Annotated in this window: 16 protein-coding genes and 1 pseudogene; 10 read left to right on the forward strand and 7 right to left on the reverse strand. The window is 65.8% G+C overall.

Annotated elements, in window-relative coordinates; genetic code table 11:
- The 3 genes from WBQ44_RS10800 to WBQ44_RS10810 all read left to right on the forward strand — a co-directional run.
- On the forward strand, positions 1-669 hold a 669-nt coding region (locus tag WBQ44_RS10800), incomplete at its 5' end, for an Rv0361 family membrane protein (RefSeq protein ID WP_495566686.1).
- A 66-nt stretch (positions 670-735) separates the two neighbouring features.
- Positions 736-1,149 carry a rhodanese-like domain-containing protein gene (locus tag WBQ44_RS10805; protein ID WP_495566687.1) on the forward strand — a complete coding sequence of 138 codons (414 nt, stop codon included), beginning with the start codon at positions 736-738 and terminating at the stop codon, positions 1,147-1,149.
- Positions 1,146-2,405: an O-succinylhomoserine sulfhydrylase gene (locus WBQ44_RS10810; RefSeq protein ID WP_495566688.1), complete on the forward strand. Its 1,260-nt coding sequence runs from the start codon at positions 1,146-1,148 to the stop codon at positions 2,403-2,405. The genes WBQ44_RS10805 and WBQ44_RS10810 overlap by 4 nt, the downstream gene beginning before the upstream one ends.
- Before the next feature lie 4 nt (positions 2,406-2,409).
- Here WBQ44_RS10810 and WBQ44_RS10815 read toward each other — a convergent pair whose 3' ends face one another.
- Both WBQ44_RS10815 and WBQ44_RS10820 read right to left on the reverse strand, forming a co-directional pair.
- Entirely contained in the window at positions 2,410-3,495 is a 1,086-nt protein-coding gene (locus WBQ44_RS10815; protein WP_495566689.1) for an isochorismate synthase, read from the reverse strand.
- Complete coding sequence (locus WBQ44_RS10820; RefSeq protein WP_495566701.1) at positions 3,495-4,253, reverse strand: HAD-IIA family hydrolase; 759 nt, start codon at positions 4,251-4,253, stop codon at positions 3,495-3,497. The genes WBQ44_RS10815 and WBQ44_RS10820 overlap by 1 nt, the downstream gene beginning before the upstream one ends.
- 138 nt (positions 4,254-4,391) lie before the next feature.
- Here WBQ44_RS10820 and WBQ44_RS10825 point away from each other — a divergent pair, with 138 nt between their 5' ends.
- Complete coding sequence (locus WBQ44_RS10825) at positions 4,392-5,330, forward strand: NADP-dependent oxidoreductase (RefSeq protein WP_495566690.1); 939 nt, start codon at positions 4,392-4,394, stop codon at positions 5,328-5,330.
- A 93-nt stretch (positions 5,331-5,423) separates the two neighbouring features.
- Here WBQ44_RS10825 and WBQ44_RS10830 read toward each other — a convergent pair whose 3' ends face one another.
- Positions 5,424-5,630 (reverse strand): dodecin, encoded by a 207-nt coding sequence (locus tag WBQ44_RS10830; protein WP_495566691.1) that lies wholly within the window; start codon positions 5,628-5,630, stop codon positions 5,424-5,426.
- A 177-nt stretch (positions 5,631-5,807) separates the two neighbouring features.
- On the opposite strand from WBQ44_RS10830, the gene WBQ44_RS10835 reads away from it, so the two are divergent.
- The 3 genes from WBQ44_RS10835 (at position 5,808) to fgd (ending at position 7,950) form a co-directional block, all read left to right on the forward strand.
- Complete coding sequence (locus tag WBQ44_RS10835; RefSeq protein ID WP_495566692.1) at positions 5,808-6,497, forward strand: GNAT family N-acetyltransferase; 690 nt, start codon at positions 5,808-5,810, stop codon at positions 6,495-6,497.
- Positions 6,498-6,511: 14 nt separating this feature from the next.
- The gene (locus WBQ44_RS10840) at positions 6,512-6,859 is read left to right on the forward strand and encodes a YidH family protein (RefSeq protein WP_495566693.1); all 348 of its coding nucleotides are present in this window, start codon (positions 6,512-6,514) and stop codon (positions 6,857-6,859) included.
- A gap of 77 nt (positions 6,860-6,936) precedes the next feature.
- The gene (gene fgd / locus WBQ44_RS10845) at positions 6,937-7,950 is read left to right on the forward strand and encodes a glucose-6-phosphate dehydrogenase (coenzyme-F420) (protein ID WP_495566694.1); all 1,014 of its coding nucleotides are present in this window, start codon (positions 6,937-6,939) and stop codon (positions 7,948-7,950) included.
- Positions 7,951-8,123: 173 nt separating this feature from the next.
- Here fgd and WBQ44_RS10850 read toward each other — a convergent pair whose 3' ends face one another.
- Positions 8,124-8,633, reverse strand: a complete 510-nt coding sequence (locus WBQ44_RS10850; protein WP_495566695.1) for a nitroreductase/quinone reductase family protein — start codon at positions 8,631-8,633, stop codon at positions 8,124-8,126.
- A gap of 61 nt (positions 8,634-8,694) precedes the next feature.
- Here WBQ44_RS10850 and pta point away from each other — a divergent pair, with 61 nt between their 5' ends.
- Together pta and WBQ44_RS10860 are read left to right on the forward strand one after the other, a co-directional pair.
- Entirely contained in the window at positions 8,695-10,800 is a 2,106-nt protein-coding gene (gene pta, locus WBQ44_RS10855; RefSeq protein WP_495566696.1) for a phosphate acetyltransferase, read from the forward strand.
- The gene (locus tag WBQ44_RS10860) at positions 10,797-11,975 is read left to right on the forward strand and encodes an acetate kinase (RefSeq protein ID WP_495566697.1); all 1,179 of its coding nucleotides are present in this window, start codon (positions 10,797-10,799) and stop codon (positions 11,973-11,975) included. The genes pta and WBQ44_RS10860 overlap by 4 nt, the downstream gene beginning before the upstream one ends.
- Here WBQ44_RS10860 and WBQ44_RS10865 read toward each other — a convergent pair.
- Genes WBQ44_RS10865 through WBQ44_RS10875 form a run of 3 tightly spaced genes read right to left on the reverse strand, consistent with a single transcriptional unit; the run spans position 11,972 to position 16,593 of the window.
- Positions 11,972-14,305 (reverse strand): serine/threonine-protein kinase, encoded by a 2,334-nt coding sequence (locus tag WBQ44_RS10865; RefSeq protein ID WP_495566698.1) that lies wholly within the window; start codon positions 14,303-14,305, stop codon positions 11,972-11,974. The two genes, WBQ44_RS10860 and WBQ44_RS10865, sit on opposite strands and share 4 nt — an antisense overlap.
- Positions 14,306-14,308: 3 nt before the next feature.
- Positions 14,309-15,292, reverse strand: coding sequence for a glutamate ABC transporter substrate-binding protein (locus tag WBQ44_RS10870; protein WP_495566699.1), 984 nt, complete (start codon positions 15,290-15,292; stop codon positions 14,309-14,311).
- Positions 15,289-16,593, reverse strand: a complete 1,305-nt coding sequence (locus tag WBQ44_RS10875) for a GlnX family signal transduction membrane protein (RefSeq protein ID WP_495566700.1) — start codon at positions 16,591-16,593, stop codon at positions 15,289-15,291. The genes WBQ44_RS10870 and WBQ44_RS10875 overlap by 4 nt, the downstream gene beginning before the upstream one ends.
- An 85-nt stretch (positions 16,594-16,678) precedes the next feature.
- Here WBQ44_RS10875 and WBQ44_RS10880 point away from each other — a divergent pair.
- Positions 16,679-16,807 (forward strand): annotated as a pseudogene (locus WBQ44_RS10880) (NUDIX hydrolase); the annotation flags it as partial.

Below are 16,807 nucleotides of genomic sequence, written 5' to 3' on the forward strand. Positions count from 1 at the left end.
ACCCCGGCCCAGCAATACGGTCGGACCCCGGCCCAGCAATACGGTCGGACCCCGGCCCAGCAATACGGTCGGACCCCGGCCCAGCAATACGGTCGGACCCCGACAGCACCGCTAGCCGACGCACCGAGGAAGATCGTGGTCATGGCGTCCTGGCGTGAACGAAGGCAACAGTGGGTCGACAGCCGCGAGCAAGCGCAGAACAATGCGTCCGCCGCGGCCGCCGAGTCGGGTGAACGACGCCCTGCAACCCCGTGGCCGTTCCTCATTGCCGTCGGCATCGCCGTCGCACTCCTCGCCGGTATCTTCCTCGCTGCACAGTTCGCACCCGCGGAGGACAACGTGACGCAGGCACAATTGCTGACGGACAGCATCGAGGACTTCGTCGACGCCCAGAACGACGGAGACGTCGAACTACTGAAGTCGACGACGTGCCAGGAGCAGTTGGCGCAACTGATCACCGGATCGGACGCCGACTACGCCTCGGCGCGCGCCGCGGACGTCGCCGAGAACGGCAAGCTCGTCGTCGACGGCCCGCCCACGGACTACGAGATCAACGGTGATCGCGGCATCGTCACGGTGCCGACGAAGCTGGAGAAGTCCGGCGCCACGTCGAGTGAGACGTGGAACTTCGTGCGCGTCGACGAGAAGTGGCTGGTCTGCAATGTCTGAGCGGCCTGCGCCTCGAATCGTCGATGCTCCAGTTGTCGAGAACGCTATTTGTGGGAGGCTGAGCCGGTGAGCTACGCAGGTGACATAACGCCGCAGGCAGCGTGGGAGCTGTTGCGCGACGATCCCGAAGCAGTACTGGTCGACGTCCGCACGCATGCCGAATGGCAGTACGTGGGTGTGCCGGACACGTCGTCGATCGAGCGCCCGACGCACCTCATCGAGTGGGTCCGCTACCCGGACGGCGCTCGTAACGAGAGCTTCGTCGACCAGCTGAAGGAAGCCGGAGTGGACGGCCCCCGCCCCGTCGTGTTCCTGTGCCGATCCGGCCAGCGATCCATCGGAGCCGCCGAGGCCGCCACCGCAGCAGGTATCGGCCCGTCGTACAACGTGCTCGACGGTTTCGAAGGCGCAACCAATTCCGACGGCCACCGCGGTGCAGCGGGATGGCGTGCAGTCGGACTGCCGTGGAGGCAGTCGTGAGTGGGAATCCGCGCGGCGGGCAGGAGCGAAGCGACAAGGGGATTCCACACGGCGGGGGTTTCGAGAAGCCGTTGCCGGAGGGTGTGGGCAGGGGGACGCTCGGCGTTCGCGGCGGCTTGATGCGGTCGGGATTTGGCGAGAATGCCGAGGCGCTGTATCTGACGTCGGGTTTCGTCTACGAGAGCGCTGCAGCTGCGGAGCAGGCCTTCACCGGTGAGATCGATCATTTCGTCTATTCGCGCTACGGCAACCCCACCGTCAAGATGTTCGAGGAGCGGCTGCGCCTCGTCGATGGTGCGGAGGCGTGTTTCGGCACCTCGAGCGGGATGGCCGCGGTGTTCACAGCGCTCGGTGCCCTGTTGAAGGCGGGCGATCGTCTCGTTGCTGCGCGGAGCCTGTTCGGGTCGTGCTTCGTGGTGTGCAACGAGATTTTGCCGCGGTGGGGTGTGGAGACGGTGTTCGTCGACGGCGACGACAACGACCAGTGGGAAGAGGCGCTGTCCGTGCCGACAACCGCTGTCTTCTTCGAAACTCCGTCGAACCCGATGCAGTCGCTGGTCGACGTGGTGCGGGTGTCCGAGCTTGCGCACGCGGCGGGCGCAAAGGTGGTGTTGGACAACGTCTTTGCGACGCCCCTGCTACAGGACAGCCTCGGCCTCGGCGCCGACGTCGTCGTGTATTCGGGCACCAAGCACATCGACGGTCAGGGCCGGGTGCTCGGAGGCGCCATCCTCGGCAGCACCGAGTACATCGACGGGCCGGTAAAAACGCTGATGCGTCACACCGGGCCCGCGTTGAGTCCGTTCAACGCGTGGACTCTCCTCAAAGGACTCGAGACGATGCCCATTCGGGTGCGGCATTCGACGCAGTCGGCGACGACCATCGCGAAGTACCTCGAAGAGCACCCAGCAGTGTCATGGGTGAAGTATCCGTATCTCGAATCGCACCCGCAGTACGAGTTGGCGAAGAGGCAGATGAAGGGCGGCGGCACCGTCATCACCTTCGCGTTGAAAGCGCCGGAGGGCGAAGGCAAGAAGCGCGCGTTCGGGCTGCTCGACGCGCTGCGCGTCGTCGACATCTCGAACAATCTTGGTGATTCGAAATCGTTGGTGACGCATCCCGCGACGACGACCCACCGCGCAATGGGTCCCGAAGGCCGTGCAGCAGTGGGTCTCTCGGACAGTGTCGTTCGGCTCTCTGTCGGGCTCGAGGACATCGAAGACCTGCTCGCGGATCTGGACCGTGCGCTGAGCTGATGCGTCAGCGGATTCCGAACGCGCCGAGGATGGTTCGGAATTTCGCTGTTGTCTCGGCTAGTTCCGCGTCGGGGTCGGACGCTTCGACGATGCCGCCGCCGGCCGTCGCCACCGCGTGCAGTCCGTCGGCGGCGAGCTCGAGACCCCTGATGGAGACCATCCATTCGCCGTCGCCGCGGTGGTCGGTCCATCCGACGGCACCCGCGTAGAAGCCTCGCGGACCCTCGATACGAGAGATCGCATCCATCGCGGCGGCGCGGGGAACCCCGGCAACGGCGGCCGTCGGATGCAGCGCCAGAGCAAGTTCGAGCGCGGTCGTCGCCGGGTCGCGCAGGACACCCGTGATCGGGGTGCTCAGATGCCACAGTTGCGGAGTGCTGCTCAGCTGAGGCGTTTCCGGCACGTCGATGTCCGAGCACAGCGGCGCAAGGGCAGCCCGAATTTCGTCGACGACGAAGCGGTGCTCCGCCAGGTCTTTCGCGCTGGCCGCGAGCCGTTCGGAGATTTCGGCGTCGGCAACGGGATCGTCACTGCGAGCGGCAGTTCCGGCGAACGGATGGCACGTGACCTTCGGGCCGCGGCGTCGTACCAGCAGTTCGGGACTCGACCCGACGAGGTGTTTACCGGTGTAATCGTCGCCGGCGGGGGACAGGTCGACGGCGTAGCCGTTGCCGAGGGGATCGCCGTTCACCAGTGCGGTCAACAACGACAGCGGATCGATCGGGTGGTCGGCGTGTAGTTGCAGCGATCGCGCCAGCACGACTTTCCGAGCCGATCCTCGCCGCAACGACTCGACGAGTGCCCGCACCCGCTCGACGTGCACGTCGGCGGGTGGCACCTGATCCCCGATGCGGACGGGTGGCAACGATGCAAGCCGCGCGGCAGCGCGCCAGGGGCCGTCGGATCGAAGCACTTCGGTCGGTTCGACGAGCGCTGCGGGACCAGCAACGTCGAACGGCAGCGCCCCGACCACGGCATGGCCGACTCGAACGGCATCGACTGCGTCCATCGGAGAGGTGAACGCGCGGTCGACGCCACGCGCCTCGATGCTGTAGTCGTGTCGCGACAGAACGAACGACACCGGGCTCATCAGAACGGCGACTGCGTGCGTCCGACGAGGTCGGCCACGGAGTTGATCACCTTCGTCGGTCGGTACGGATAGCCCTCCACCGACGTCGTCGTCGAGATGCCGGTGAGTACCAGGATCGTCTGCAATCCCGCCTCGAGCCCGGAGAGCACGTCGGTATCCATGCGATCGCCGATCATCAGCGTGCTCTCGGAATGCCCGCCGATGGCGCGCAACGCCGACCGCATCATCAGAGCATTCGGCTTGCCGACGTAGTACGGCTCTTTGCCCGTTGCCTTCGTGATCAACGCTGCGACGGACCCGGTGGCCGGCAGCGAACCCTCGCGGGAGGGGCCGGTGGCGTCGGGATTGGTTGCAATGAAGCGAGCGCCCTTCTCCACCAACCGGATGGCCGTGGTGATGGCCTCGAACGAGTATGTACGTGTCTCGCCGAGCACGACGTAGTCCGGACTCGAATCGGTGAGCACGTAACCGATGTCGTGCAGAGCTGTCGTGAGGCCGGATTCGCCGACGACATAAGCACTTCCACCGGGCCGCTGGTTACCGAGGAAGTTGGCCGTCGCCAACGCAGACGTCCAGATCGACTTCTCGGGAATGTCCAAACCGGTGCGCGCCAACCGCGCACGCAGATCCCGCGGAGTCCGGATGGAGTTGTTGGTCAACACGATGAACGGAATGCCGTTCGCCTGCAGTTCGGCGACGAACGCGTCGGCACCGGGAATCAAATGATCCTCGTGGACGAGTACACCGTCCATGTCCATCAAATAAGTCCACTGCTGCGGTTCGTCCAGTTCGGTCACCTCACCATTGTGCGCTACCCGCCCGATGTCCGAGGGGTTCGGCCGGAGGGATTCGGCTCGGCGGGAACAACGGGGTCGGTTCGAAAGTTGACTGCAGGCATGACACGCGTAGCGGTAGCAACAGCATTCGGTGGGCCCGAAGTCTTGGCGATCGTGGACGAGGTAGTAGCCGAACCGGCGGCAGGTCAGGTACTCGTCGAGGTCGAGGCCATCGGCGTCAACCCCTTCGACTACAAGTTCTACAGCGGCGCGTTCGGAACGGACGAGTCCGCACTCCCGCTGCATCTCGGTAGCGAAGCGAGCGGCATCGTCGTCGCCGTCGGCAACTCGGTCGAAGGCCCGGGCGGCTCCATTTCCGTCGGCGACGAGGTCATCGTGACCGGCAGCGGTACGTACGCCGAGAAACTCTTGGTGCCCGCCGACGCGATCCTGCCGAAGCCCGCATCGCTGAGCTGGGAGGAAGCAGCGGGGTTGCTCGGGGTTGCAGGCACGTCCAACGACCTTCTCGAGGTCACCGGAGTGTCGAGCGGCGAGACCGTACTGGTGCACGGCGCGGCCGGCGGCGTCGGATCCATCGTCGTCCAGCAGGCGATCGCCCGCGGCGCCCGCGTCGTCGGCACCGCCCGAGCCGTCAACCACGATGCCCTGCGTGCCTACGGCGCCGAGCCGGTGGAGTACGGCGACGGACTGCTCGAACGGGTGCAGGCGCTGGCGCCGTCCGGCTTCGACGTCGCGATCGACACCGTCGGTACCGACGAGGCAGTGGACGTGTCGCTGGCGCTCGTGGCCGACACGGCACGCATCGTCTCCACCGCTGCGTTCGGGCGCGCAGCGGAAGCAGGATTCAAGACGGTGGGCGGCGGCGACCCCGACAGCGCGACACGACGCAAGAAGGCGCGTCTGGCGCTGGTACAGGCGGCGGGGGCAGGCGAGTTCACCGTCCCGATCGCCAAAACCTTTCCGCTCGACGACGTTGCCCGGGCACACGAGGAACTGAAGAACGACCATCCGCGAGGCAAGTTCGTGCTCGTCCCATGATGCGCCGGCATCGCTCTGATCATCGGCGGCGTCCTGCTGATCGAGGCCGGCTAGCAGGTCGACTGCCGGCCGCACCTCCAGCACACAAGTGCCTCACTCCAGCTTGAAACCGACCTTGATCGTCACCTGAAAATGCGCGACGGTGCCTTCCTCGATGTGTCCGCGGGTCTCCACCACCTCGAACCAGTCGAGGTTCTTCAGCGTCGTGTTCGCCCGTGCGATCGCCTTGCGAATAGCGTCGTCCGTGCTCTCGGTGGAGCTCCCGACGATCTCGGTGACGCGGTAGATATTGTCGCTCATTGTGTGTGGCTCCTGCTTCCTCGATGGGATGTCACCGTCGATAGTTCTCCGTCCGACCGCGCTGTGAAACGGTTTCCCCCATATCGGCCGGCAGTTGGGAACACGGCAGTTGGGAACACGGCGCTTCTCGTCGGAGTTGCAGAAGTGGTTGCATCAGGAAAACAGAAAGGCACACTCGTGAGCGTCCACCCACTCGACGATCCCGTCCGCGCGTCGCTGTTCGGCGCTCATGCCCGCTTCGCGCGCCCGCTCGGTCGCAGCATCCGCTTCGATCCCGAGGTTTCGCCGTTCCTGCTGCACCCGCCCGTCGTCGAGAACGAGGACTGGGACGACATCTTTCGACTGTTCGGGCCGGGCGAGATCGTGTCGCTGCAAGGTGTCGAACACAGCCTCCCGCCGGGGTGGACGCCTGTCGACGAGTTCGACCTGGTCCAACTCGTCGGCACCCGGCTCGAGACCCGGCCGTACCCCGACGCCGTCGTTCTCGGCGCCTCGGACGTTCCCGAAATGCTCGATCTCGTCGAGCGCACCAAACCCGGGCCGTTCCTTCCCCGCACCTTCGAACTCGGTACCTATCTGGGAATCCGCGACGCAGGCGAGCTCGTCGCCATGGCCGGCGAACGCATGCACCCGCCGGGCTGGACCGAAATCAGTGCCGTGTGTACCGCGCCGTCGCACCGAGGGCGTGGATTGGCCACCGAACTGGTTCGGGCCGTCGGCCACGGCATCCGCGAACGCGGTGAAGAGCCGTTTCTGCACACCTCCGGAAACAACGTCGGAGCCATCCGCCTGTACCTCTCCATCGGCTTCGAACTGCGTCAGCGAACAAAGATCACCCTCGTCCGCACGCCTGCCCGCGCCGAGTGAGCGAAGATGAGCCTGTGACCGACGACCCCGCAACCCGTCCCGACGAACGCTTCACCCTCGCCAGCGAACGCACGTTCCTCGCTTGGATGCGGACCTCGCTCGGACTCCTCGCCGGAGGCATCGCGATCGTGCACCTCGTGCCCGATTTCAGCACCGGATGGGTCAGGACGACGCTCGGGCTCGCGCTCATCGTCATGGCGGCATCGGCGTCGATCATCGGTTTACGACGATGGCGGCAGGTGCGCCGCGCCCTCGAAGCGGGCGCACCGATGCCGGATTCGAAGGAGTTGTGGTTCTTCGCAGTCGGCATCGGCAGCGTGGCCGTCCTCACCGCAGTGGTCACCGTCATCGGCATCTCGTAAGTCGGTCCAGTGTGCCGGGACCTTCGCGGCGAAGTGCACAATCGAGGCACTATCGGGATACGACGAGGGAGTAGAGCGTGACACAGGCTTTGAAGCTCGGGTACAAAGCGTCGGCGGAGCAGTTCGGTCCGCGTGAGCTTGTCGAACTCGGCGTCCTCGCCGAACAACACGGCATGGACTCGGCGACGGTCAGCGATCACTTTCAGCCCTGGCGCCACGAAGGCGGACACGCACCGTTCTCGCTCGCATGGATGACCGCCGTCGGAGAACGCACCCAGAACATCCAGCTCGGCACCTCGGTGATGACACCGACCTTCCGCTACAACCCCGCCGTCGTCGCCCAGGCCTTCGCGACGATGGGCTGCCTCTACCCCGGGCGCATCATGCTCGGCGTCGGCACCGGCGAAGCCCTCAACGAAATCGCCACCGGCTTCGAGGGCGAATGGCCCGACTTCAAAGAACGCTTCGCCCGCCTGCGTGAATCGGTACGGCTGATGCGTGAACTGTGGCTCGGAGACCGCGTCGACTTCGAAGGCGATTACTACACCACCAAGGGCGCCTCGATCTACGACGTACCCGACGGCGGCATCCCCGTCTACATCGCAGCAGGCGGACCTGTCGTCGCCCGTTATGCCGGACGCGCAGGCGACGGCTTCATCTGCACCTCCGGCAAAGGCATGGAGCTTTACACCGACAAACTGCTCCCCGCCGTCGAAGAAGGCGCAGCCAAAGCCGAACGCGACGCCGGCGAAATAGACAAGATGATCGAAATCAAGATTTCCTACGACACCGACCCCGAGCTCGCCCTCGAGAACTGCCGCTTCTGGGCGCCCCTGTCGCTGACGCCCGAACAAAAGCACTCCATCGAAGACCCCATCGAAATGGAAAAAGCCGCCGACGAACTGCCCATCGAGCAGGTCGCCAAGCGCTGGATCGTCGCCTCCGACCCCGACGAAGCCGTCGAAAAGGTCAAGCAATACACCGACGCCGGACTCAACCACCTCGTCTTCCACGCACCCGGCCACGACCAGAAGCGGTTCCTCGAACTGTTCGAAAGCGACCTCGCCCCACGCCTGCGGAAGTTGGGCTAGCGTCCGGTCGCCCCACCCCCTGGCATCGATGTCACATATCAACGGTTAGACGGTTGCGATGGGCCATCGATGCCGGACGGTCGTTCCCCACCCCCTGGCATCGATGTCACATATCAACGGTTAGACGGTTGCGATGGGCCATCGATGCCGGGGGTGGGTGGGCGGGCGGGGGATCAATCGGCTGAGAGCGCGAACAAACGCATGTCGCGGTCCGTGCGATTTTTGTACTCCCCGTAGACCCGGACCATGTCGTTGAAGGCGTCGTAGATTCTGGTTTTCTCCGGCCCGGTGACGGGTGTGGCGGTGACCGGTATCTTCTTGCCTCCGATGGCGACGGTGGCGCGGGGTTCGGCGAGGAGGTTGGACGTCCACGCCGGGTGGTGTTGCTGACCGAAGTTGCTGCCGACAACGAACAGTCGGTCGCCTTCGCGGTAGTACAGCAGCGGTGAGGTGCGGGGCTTGCCGGATTTGCGGCCCGTCGTGGTGAGCAGGACGACGGGCGCGGCGATGGGCCCCAGGATGGTGAACCGTCCGTTGGTTCGTTCGAGGAGCTTGCGGTCGACGCCTGCGAGGTTGCGAATGACCCACGACCCCGGCTTGGTTGCCGCGAACGCGACTGCGGGTTTGCGGATGATGCTGGTTTCGCTGCCCCAGCGGACGTCGGGAAACGGTGATTCAGTCATGGTCGATCTGACTCCAGCGCAACACCGTCTGTCAACACCGGTACCCGCTACGCTGGCTGGCATGGCCGAGCCTGCTTCGAGCATCTACATCGCCTCACCCGAGGGCGACACCGGTAAATCGACCATCGCACTGGGAGTGCTGCAGATGCTGTGCGCATCGGCGGCGCGTGTCGGAGTGTTCCGGCCGATCGCGAGGTCGACCACCGAAACCGACTACATTCTCGAACTACTCATCGATCACACGACGGCCGACCTGTCGTACGAGCAGTCCCTCGGTGTGAGTTACGAGGCGGTGCATTCCGATCCCGATGCGGCTCTGGGGGAGATCGTCTCGCGTTTCCACGAGGTAGCGGAGCAGTGCGACGCGGTGGTCATCGTCGGCAGCGACTACACCGACGTCGGTAGCCCCAGCGAGTTGAGCTTCAATGCGCGGATCGCGGCCAATCTCGGCGCTCCGGTGCTGCTGGCGCTCCGGGGGTCCGAGCGGTCGGCCGAGGAGGTCGGGCAGCTGGCGCAGCTGTGCCTGGCCGAGCTTCGTCAGCATCACGCGCATCTCGCGGCGATCGTCGCCAACAGATGTGATCCGGACCAGCTCGACGAGATCACCACCGCGCTGGAACCACTGGGCGTGCCCGCGTGGAGCCTGCCCGAAATCCCACTGCTCATCGCGCCGACGATGGCCGAGCTGCTCGAGGCCGTCGACGGTGAAATCTACAGTGGTGATGCGGAACTGATGCAGCGAGAAGCGTTGCGCGTCATGGTCGGTGGCATGACGGCCGAGCACATTCTCGAGCGCCTGACCGAAGGCGTGGTCGTCATCGCACCGGCCGACAGGTCGGACGTACTGCTTGCCCTGGTCAATGCGCACGACGCGGAGGGTTTCCCGTCGCTGGCGGGCATCGTGATGAACGGCGGCATCGAGCCGCACCCCGCTATTGCCCGACTCGTCGCCGGGCTCGGACCGCGCCTGCCGATTCTGACGACCAAGCTGGGGACGTTCGACACCGCTTCCGCCGCAGCCAAGGTGCGTGGCCGCGTGGCCGTCGGATCGCAACGCAAGGTCGACACCGCTCTGTCTCTGATGGAGCAGCGCGTCGATGCGCGAGCGCTCCTCGATCGGCTCGAGCTGGCGATCCCGTCGATCACCACTCCGCAGATGTTCGAGTACCAGCTGATTCACCGCGCGCGTGCTGATCGCAAGCACATCGTGCTCCCCGAGGGCGGCGACGACAGGATTCTCCGGGCGGCAGGACGGTTGCTGCAGCGGCAGGTTGCGCAGCTCACCATCCTCGGCGAAGAAGGCCCGATCCGCAGGCGCGCAGCCGAACTGGGGGTCGACCTGGGCGATGCCCAGGTGCTCGATCCGAAGACCTCGGACTACGCGGAGGACTTCGCCGCCGAATACACGGAGCTTCGTAAGCACAAGGGCATGCGCATCGAACGGGCCCGCGAGGTGATGTCCGACATCTCGTACTTCGGAACCATGATGGTGCACAAGGGAATTGCCGACGGTATGGTCTCCGGTGCCGCGCACACCACCGCGCACACCATCCGCCCGTCGTTCGAGATCATCAAGACAGCCGACGGTGTCGACACCGTGTCCAGCATCTTCCTGATGTGCCTGTCGGACCGTGTTCTTGCGTACGGCGACTGCGCCATCGTGCCCGATCCGTCTGCAAAGCAACTGGCCGACATCGCTATCTCGTCCGCGGTGACATCGGCGCAGTTCGGCATCGAACCGCGCGTCGCGATGCTCTCGTATTCAACGGGCGACTCCGGCAGCGGCGCGGACGTCGACAAGGTCCGCGAGGCCACTCGCCTCGTGCGCGAACGCAATCCCGAACTCCTGGTGGAAGGGCCCATTCAGTACGACGCGGCGATCGAGCCGTCGGTGGCGAAGTCCAAACTCCCCGAATCCGACGTCGCAGGTCGCGCAACGGTGTTCATCTTCCCGGACCTCAACACCGGCAACAACACGTACAAGGCGGTGCAACGCAGCGCGGGTGCCGTAGCAGTCGGCCCGGTACTGCAGGGCCTCCGCAAACCGGTCAACGACCTCTCCCGCGGCGCACTCGTCGAAGACATCGTCAACACCGTCGCCATCACAGCGATCCAAGCCCAGGGTCTTGCGGCGCAGGGTCTCGCGACGCAGGGGAGTGCCGAATGAGTGTTCTGGTCGTCAACTCCGGGTCGTCCTCGGTCAAGTTCCAGGTGGTCGACCCGGAAGCGGGCACGTCCATTGCAACGGGACTCGTCGAGCAGATCGGCGAAACCGAAGGTCGCGTCGTTCTCAGCTACGAGGGTGAGGAAACCGAACAGCGTCGCGAGATTGCAGATCACGGTGTCGGATTGTCCGTCGCGTTCGAGATGCTCGCCGACGCCGGAATCGACCTCGGCAAGGAGGTCAGCGCAGTCGGGCACCGTGTGGTGCACGGAGGCGAGGTCTTCTACGAGCCCACGCTCATCGGCGACGATGTGTGCAAGCAGATCTCCGAGTTGAGTGCCCTTGCACCGCTGCACAATCCGCCCAATCTGCTCGGCATCGAGGTGGCGCGCGAGCAGTTGCCCAACGTGCCGCACGTCGCCGTGTTCGACACCGCCTTCTTCCACGCGCTTCCCGCTGCTGCGGCCACCTACGCCATCGACCGCGAGGTCGCCCGCGCCCACGGCATCAGACGCTACGGTTTCCACGGCACCTCGCATCAGTACGTCTCGCAGCAGGTCGCGCAATTCGTCGGGCACGAGAATCCGAACCAGATCGTGCTACACCTCGGGAACGGTGCCTCGGCGTCGGCTATCAGGGACGGCGCACCGATCGACACCTCGATGGGCCTGACGCCACTCGAAGGCTTGGTCATGGGAACTCGAAGCGGCGACATCGACCCCGGCGTCGTGATGCACCTGCGTCGAAGCGCCGACATGGACGTCGACGCCATCGACGAACTGCTCAACCGGAAGTCCGGGCTCAAAGGGTTGGCCGGGGTCAACGACTTCCGCGCACTCGGCAAGCAGATCGACGACGGTGACGCCGACGCCGCACTGGCCTACGACGTCTACATTCACCGCTTGCGCAAGTACATCGGTGCCTACATGCTCGCGCTCGGCAGGCTCGACGTCCTCACCTTCACGGCAGGAGTGGGCGAGAACGCTGCGAACGTGCGCGCGGATGCGTTGGCGAACCTCGAGGGCTTCGGCATCGAGGTGGATCCCGATCGGAATAGCCAGCGCAGCACGGACATCCGCGTCATCTCGACGGAAGGCTCCACGGTGACGGTTCTGGTGGTGCCCACCAACGAGGAGCTGGCCATCGCCCGAGCAGCCTACGAGGTTGCGGCGCGCTAGAACAGCGACTGCGGCCGTATCGCGTTGGCCAGATCGACGAGGGTGTAACGGTGGGCGCGGTCGACCGCGTTGCGGGCCAGTGCTCGCAGGCCCGTTTCGGTTCCGGTTCGTAGGCCCGTCTCGGTGAACGGTGCACCGAGGATGGGTTCTCGCTCTGCCTCCACCGCATGACCCGAGCGGACCCAGTCCATCGCCATGGCCAGTACGAGCGTGCGCATCTGCAAGGCGCGCGGCTCTCGTCTCGGCAGCATCGCCACGCGGCGCGCGGCCTCGCGGAAATCACCTTCTTCCAGGTCGGTAGCGGGGCGGTCCATCAGCAGCGTCAGCACACTGGTCATGCGGGCAACGGCGTAGTGGCGCGAACTGATCGGAACTTGGTCGAGCACGGCAACGGCCGCGGCCGGATCGCTGCGATACATCATCTGCCGGGCCAACCCGAACGCCGAGCTCACGACAGCCCTGTTGGTCCGCCACACCGCGAGATAGTAGGACTCCGCGCACCGTCGCCACTTTTCGCGCTCGTCGACGTCGGGGAGCGCGGTGCCCTCCATGATGAGTTCCGCGCTTGCCGCGAGGGCGATCTTCGGTGCCAGTTCGCCGGGCATGGCATCGAGAACCTGTTCGAAATGGGCCGACGCGTCGGCGAACTCGCCGCGCAGAAGGCCGATGAGGCCGGCGTACCACTCGACCCGCCACGGGTCGGGGCCGTCGGTGCGCACCTGCTGCAGTACCGAATCCGCGGTGGCGACATCACCGAGGTCGATGTGAGCCTTGACCTCGGCCAGCGTGATCTCGAGACCGCCGGGGGCGCCGTCGGCGAAGCGCTCGATGCCGTTGCGGCGGGCGTGCATCAAAGAGTCGAGTGTCTGCTGAGGCTCGCTGTGCACCGCGGCGGCGAGCAGGGGAGCGCTGGGATCGAGCGGATCGACCAGCGGCACGGGCAGTGCGGATACGACCTCGCGCGCACTGATGCGGTCGCCGCGGACCCTGCCGTCGACATAGGTGTCGGTGCGGCCGACGGACTCCTCGGTGCCGAACGTCGTGCGCGGAGGACTGAACGCCGTGGACAGCCCCGGCCTCTCGCTGCCCGTCTGCAACGCCAGAATCTCCCGGAGTACACCCGTCGCCTGGCTCGCCAGCACCTCGGCCGAGCTGAAGCGCTGCGCCGGATCGGAATTGGTGGCGCGAAGCAGGAGCCGGTGGAACGACGGGTATCTCCGCAGCACTTCGTGTTCGTCGGGTGAGGGAATGCCCGGGTCGTACTTGCCCTTGGTGGACGGCATGTCGAGGGTGAGCACCGCGAGGGTTCGGCCGGCGGTGTAGATGTCGGACGCAACCGTCGGACCCGTCTCCACGATTTCGGGTGCCTGGTAACCGGCTGTGCCGTAGAGATAGCCGAAGTCCTCGATGCCTGCGACGGCGCCGAGGTCGATCAGCTTGATCTGGTCGTCGGTCACCATGATGTTCTCGGGCTTGAGGTCGTTGTACGCCAGGCCGATCGAATGCAGATACGCCAGCGCGGGCATGACCTCGAGGACGTACGCGATGGCCTGCTCGACGGGCATCCGGCTCTTGTCGGCACGCGCGGAAAGGATGTCGCGCAGCGACCGACCGCCGACGTACTCCATGACGATGAAGCCGATTTTCGTGCCGTCGGAGCGTGGCTGCTCGACGAAGTTGTAGATCTTCACGACACCCGGATGTGCCACCTCGGCGAGGAACTGCCGCTCGGCGACCGCGACGGCGTGGGCTTCGTCATCACCGAAATGCAGCAGGCCCTTCAATACGACCCAGCGGTCACTGACGTTCCGGTCGATAGCCAGATAGATCCACCCGAGGCCGCCGTGGGCGATGCAGCCCTGAACCTCGTACTGCCCGACCACGAGGTCGCCGGGTTCGAGCAGCGGGCTGAAATCGTAGTGCGAGCCACAGTGCGGGCACGTCCCCGACGCGCCCTCGTCACCGCGACCGACCGCGGAATTACACTTCCAGCAGAACCTCTTTCGCTCCGGCACCGTCGGATCCGACATGACCGCCGTCGCGGGGTCGACGGGATCGACCCGGGGGATCTCGACGAGACCGGCACCCAGACGCCGCTTGGTGCCGGTGCGGCGCGAGCGCCCCGACCTGGTGCGACCGGACGTGCGCGAAGACCGCACAGGCGGAACCATTGTCGCCTGAGTGCGTTCGACCGCCCGAGTGCGTTCGACCGCTTCTGTTCGTTCGACGGCTTCTGTTCGTTCGACGGCCTGGGTGCGCTCGGAGTCGTCGGTGGGTGCCGACGGGGCAGTTGCTCGTCCTGTCGGAGTTTCGGGATCCGTTGTGCTCATCGGTCAGTCCGCGTACAACGGGAACGGAGGGCCGGGCGAGCTGCCCATGACGGTGAGCCAGCGGTTGTAGAGGCGGGTCCAGGTGCCGTCACCGCGAATGCGCTCGAGGGTGCCGTTGACGAATCGAACCAAGTCCTCGCTCTCCTTCTTGATTCCCACACCGTACGGCTCCGGACTCAGACTGTTGCCGACGATCTCGAGGTACGGATCCTGTGCGGCCAGGCCCGCGAGGATGGCGTCGTCTGTGCTGACGGCGTCGACCTGTCGTTGTTGGAGGACGACCAGGCAGTCCGACCACATCGCGGCGGTCGTGATCTGTGCCGTCGGAATGATTTTCTGCAGACGTCGCAGCGAGGTCGTTCCGTCGACGGCGCACACCCGCCGGTTCGCGAGGTCGGCCACACCGTTGATACCGGATCCGCGTACGGCCAGAACCCGGTGTTGCGCCTGGAAGTACACGGTGGAGAACGACACCTGCTCCTTGCGGGCGCAGGTGATGGTCATGGTCTTGACCACCACGTCGACCGTCGAATCCTGCAGTGCCTCGATGCGTTCGGCGGAGGTGAGGATGCGGAAGTCGACACGATCCGGGTCACCGAACAGGTCGCGGGAAATCTCGCGGGCGATGTCGACGTCGAACCCGACGAGTTTGCCCGTCATCGGGTCGAGGAAGCTGAACAGGTTGCTGCCGGTGTCGAGTCCGACGGTGACGCGTCCGCGCTCTCGGATGGCATCGACGGTGGGCGTCGGCGGTGCGGTGTCCGCGGCGATCCCGGCGGGAGTCGGCCGAAGGCTCGCGGTCGGCCGATCGCACTGCACTTCCGCGGCGTCTGCGGGCGGCAGCTCCGTCGCCGGCCCTGCACCGTCGGGCAGAGGCGGATCGGTGTAGCTGGCGTCGGCTTCCGGCGGCAGTGCGGCCGGCGAGACGCAACTCGCCGACAGCACCGCGACGAGAGCGAATACCAGCAGCGCGAAAAGGCGGTTCACAGGTACTCACGCAACCTCGGTATGAGTCCGACGCCGACAGCGGCCGAGGCGCCGATGGTCAGAACGATTGCGCCGGTGGACAACCCGGCCAGCGAAGTCTTGGCACGCTCGACGTTACCGCGCAGGTCCGTTCGTGCCTGCTCGATACCGTCGGTCAGCATCGCGTCGAGGCGATCGAACGCGGCAGCCGAATCGGCGACGCCGCTACCGGTTGCGATGGTGACCGCGGTGCTGAAATCGCCCACCGCGAGTGCGTCGTCGATACGGTCGTGCGCGCGCTGCCACCGAACCAGCGTCTCGGTCATCTCCGCGTCATCCTCGAACAGCTCTTTCAATTGCGTTGTCTTGTTGCCGAATCCGACATTGAACTCGAGGGTACTTCCGCGTCGGATGAGATTGAGTGTTTCGTCCGAGCGAGCTTGCTGCGCCAGGATGAAACCCGTTGTCAGGCTCTGCAGCGGACCCACGCCGCGGGTGAGCGCACGATCGGTGGCGGTGGCGGAGATCAGTCCGGCCACCAGCATCCACCCGAGCAGCAGAACCACCATCGCCGACGCCGCAAGAAAACCCGGGTTGAGCGTGCGGTGCGTTCGCCGCGACAGGTACATCTGCGCCAACACCAGCACGGCGAGGGTCACCACGATCATTCCGATGGCGTAGACCGGCGGATTGACGAACCGTTCCTGGTCGCCCGACACGCGTCGCGCCTGCTCTGTGTAGAGCCGTTCGGCCCGCGGGAGGAGCGAGGTCTGCATCAGCGCCGACGCCTCACCGAGATACGAGGATCCGACGGGGTTGCCGCTGCGGTTGTTCGAGCGCGCCGTCTCCACGAGGCCGGTGTACACCGGTAGGCCGGCGCCGATTTCGGTGAGTGCGGCCGCAGCCTCCTCGTCGGCCTCGCCGAGACCGCCGGAAGCGCGAACGATCTCACTGCCCGCGTCGCCGATCGCCTGCGCGTAACGGTCGCGCACTTCGCGCGGCTCGAGGCCACCGGCGAGGAATGCGGTGGAGGCAGCGGCGTCGGCGACCGACAGCGCGCCGTAGAGGTTCTGTGCCGAATTGGCGAGAGGCTCGGTGCGGATCAGCAACGCGTCGAGGGTGCGGGCGCGTTCGGCCACCGCGGAGGACGTGACCGATCCGGTGACGAGGGAGACGACGACGAGCACAAGGCCGAGGACGATCATGCGCACCGGGGTGGACGCCGCCAGGCGTCGCAACTCCTGCCGGGCGTCGCTTTCCGATGCCGGAGCGGCCGTCGTGGGAGGAACGGCAGCAGTGGGTGTCGTGCCGACCACATTCACAGGTCCGAGCATATAAGTTTCCGGGCGCCGTACGTACGTGGACGATCGAGTAGTCGCCCAACTTCCTTCACCTAAGGTGGTGGGCATGCGCGGCGACGGTGACGGGTGGGTAGTCGGGGAGAACGGCACGCGGCACTGGGGGAAGCACGGGGCAGCGGGTTTGCTCCTTCGAGCGCCTGCTCCGGACGGTACGCCGACGGTTCTGCTGCAGCAC

It is taken from the genome of Rhodococcus sp. (in: high G+C Gram-positive bacteria), from assembly GCF_049591685.1.
GTDB lineage: Bacteria > Actinomycetota > Actinomycetes > Mycobacteriales > Mycobacteriaceae > Rhodococcoides.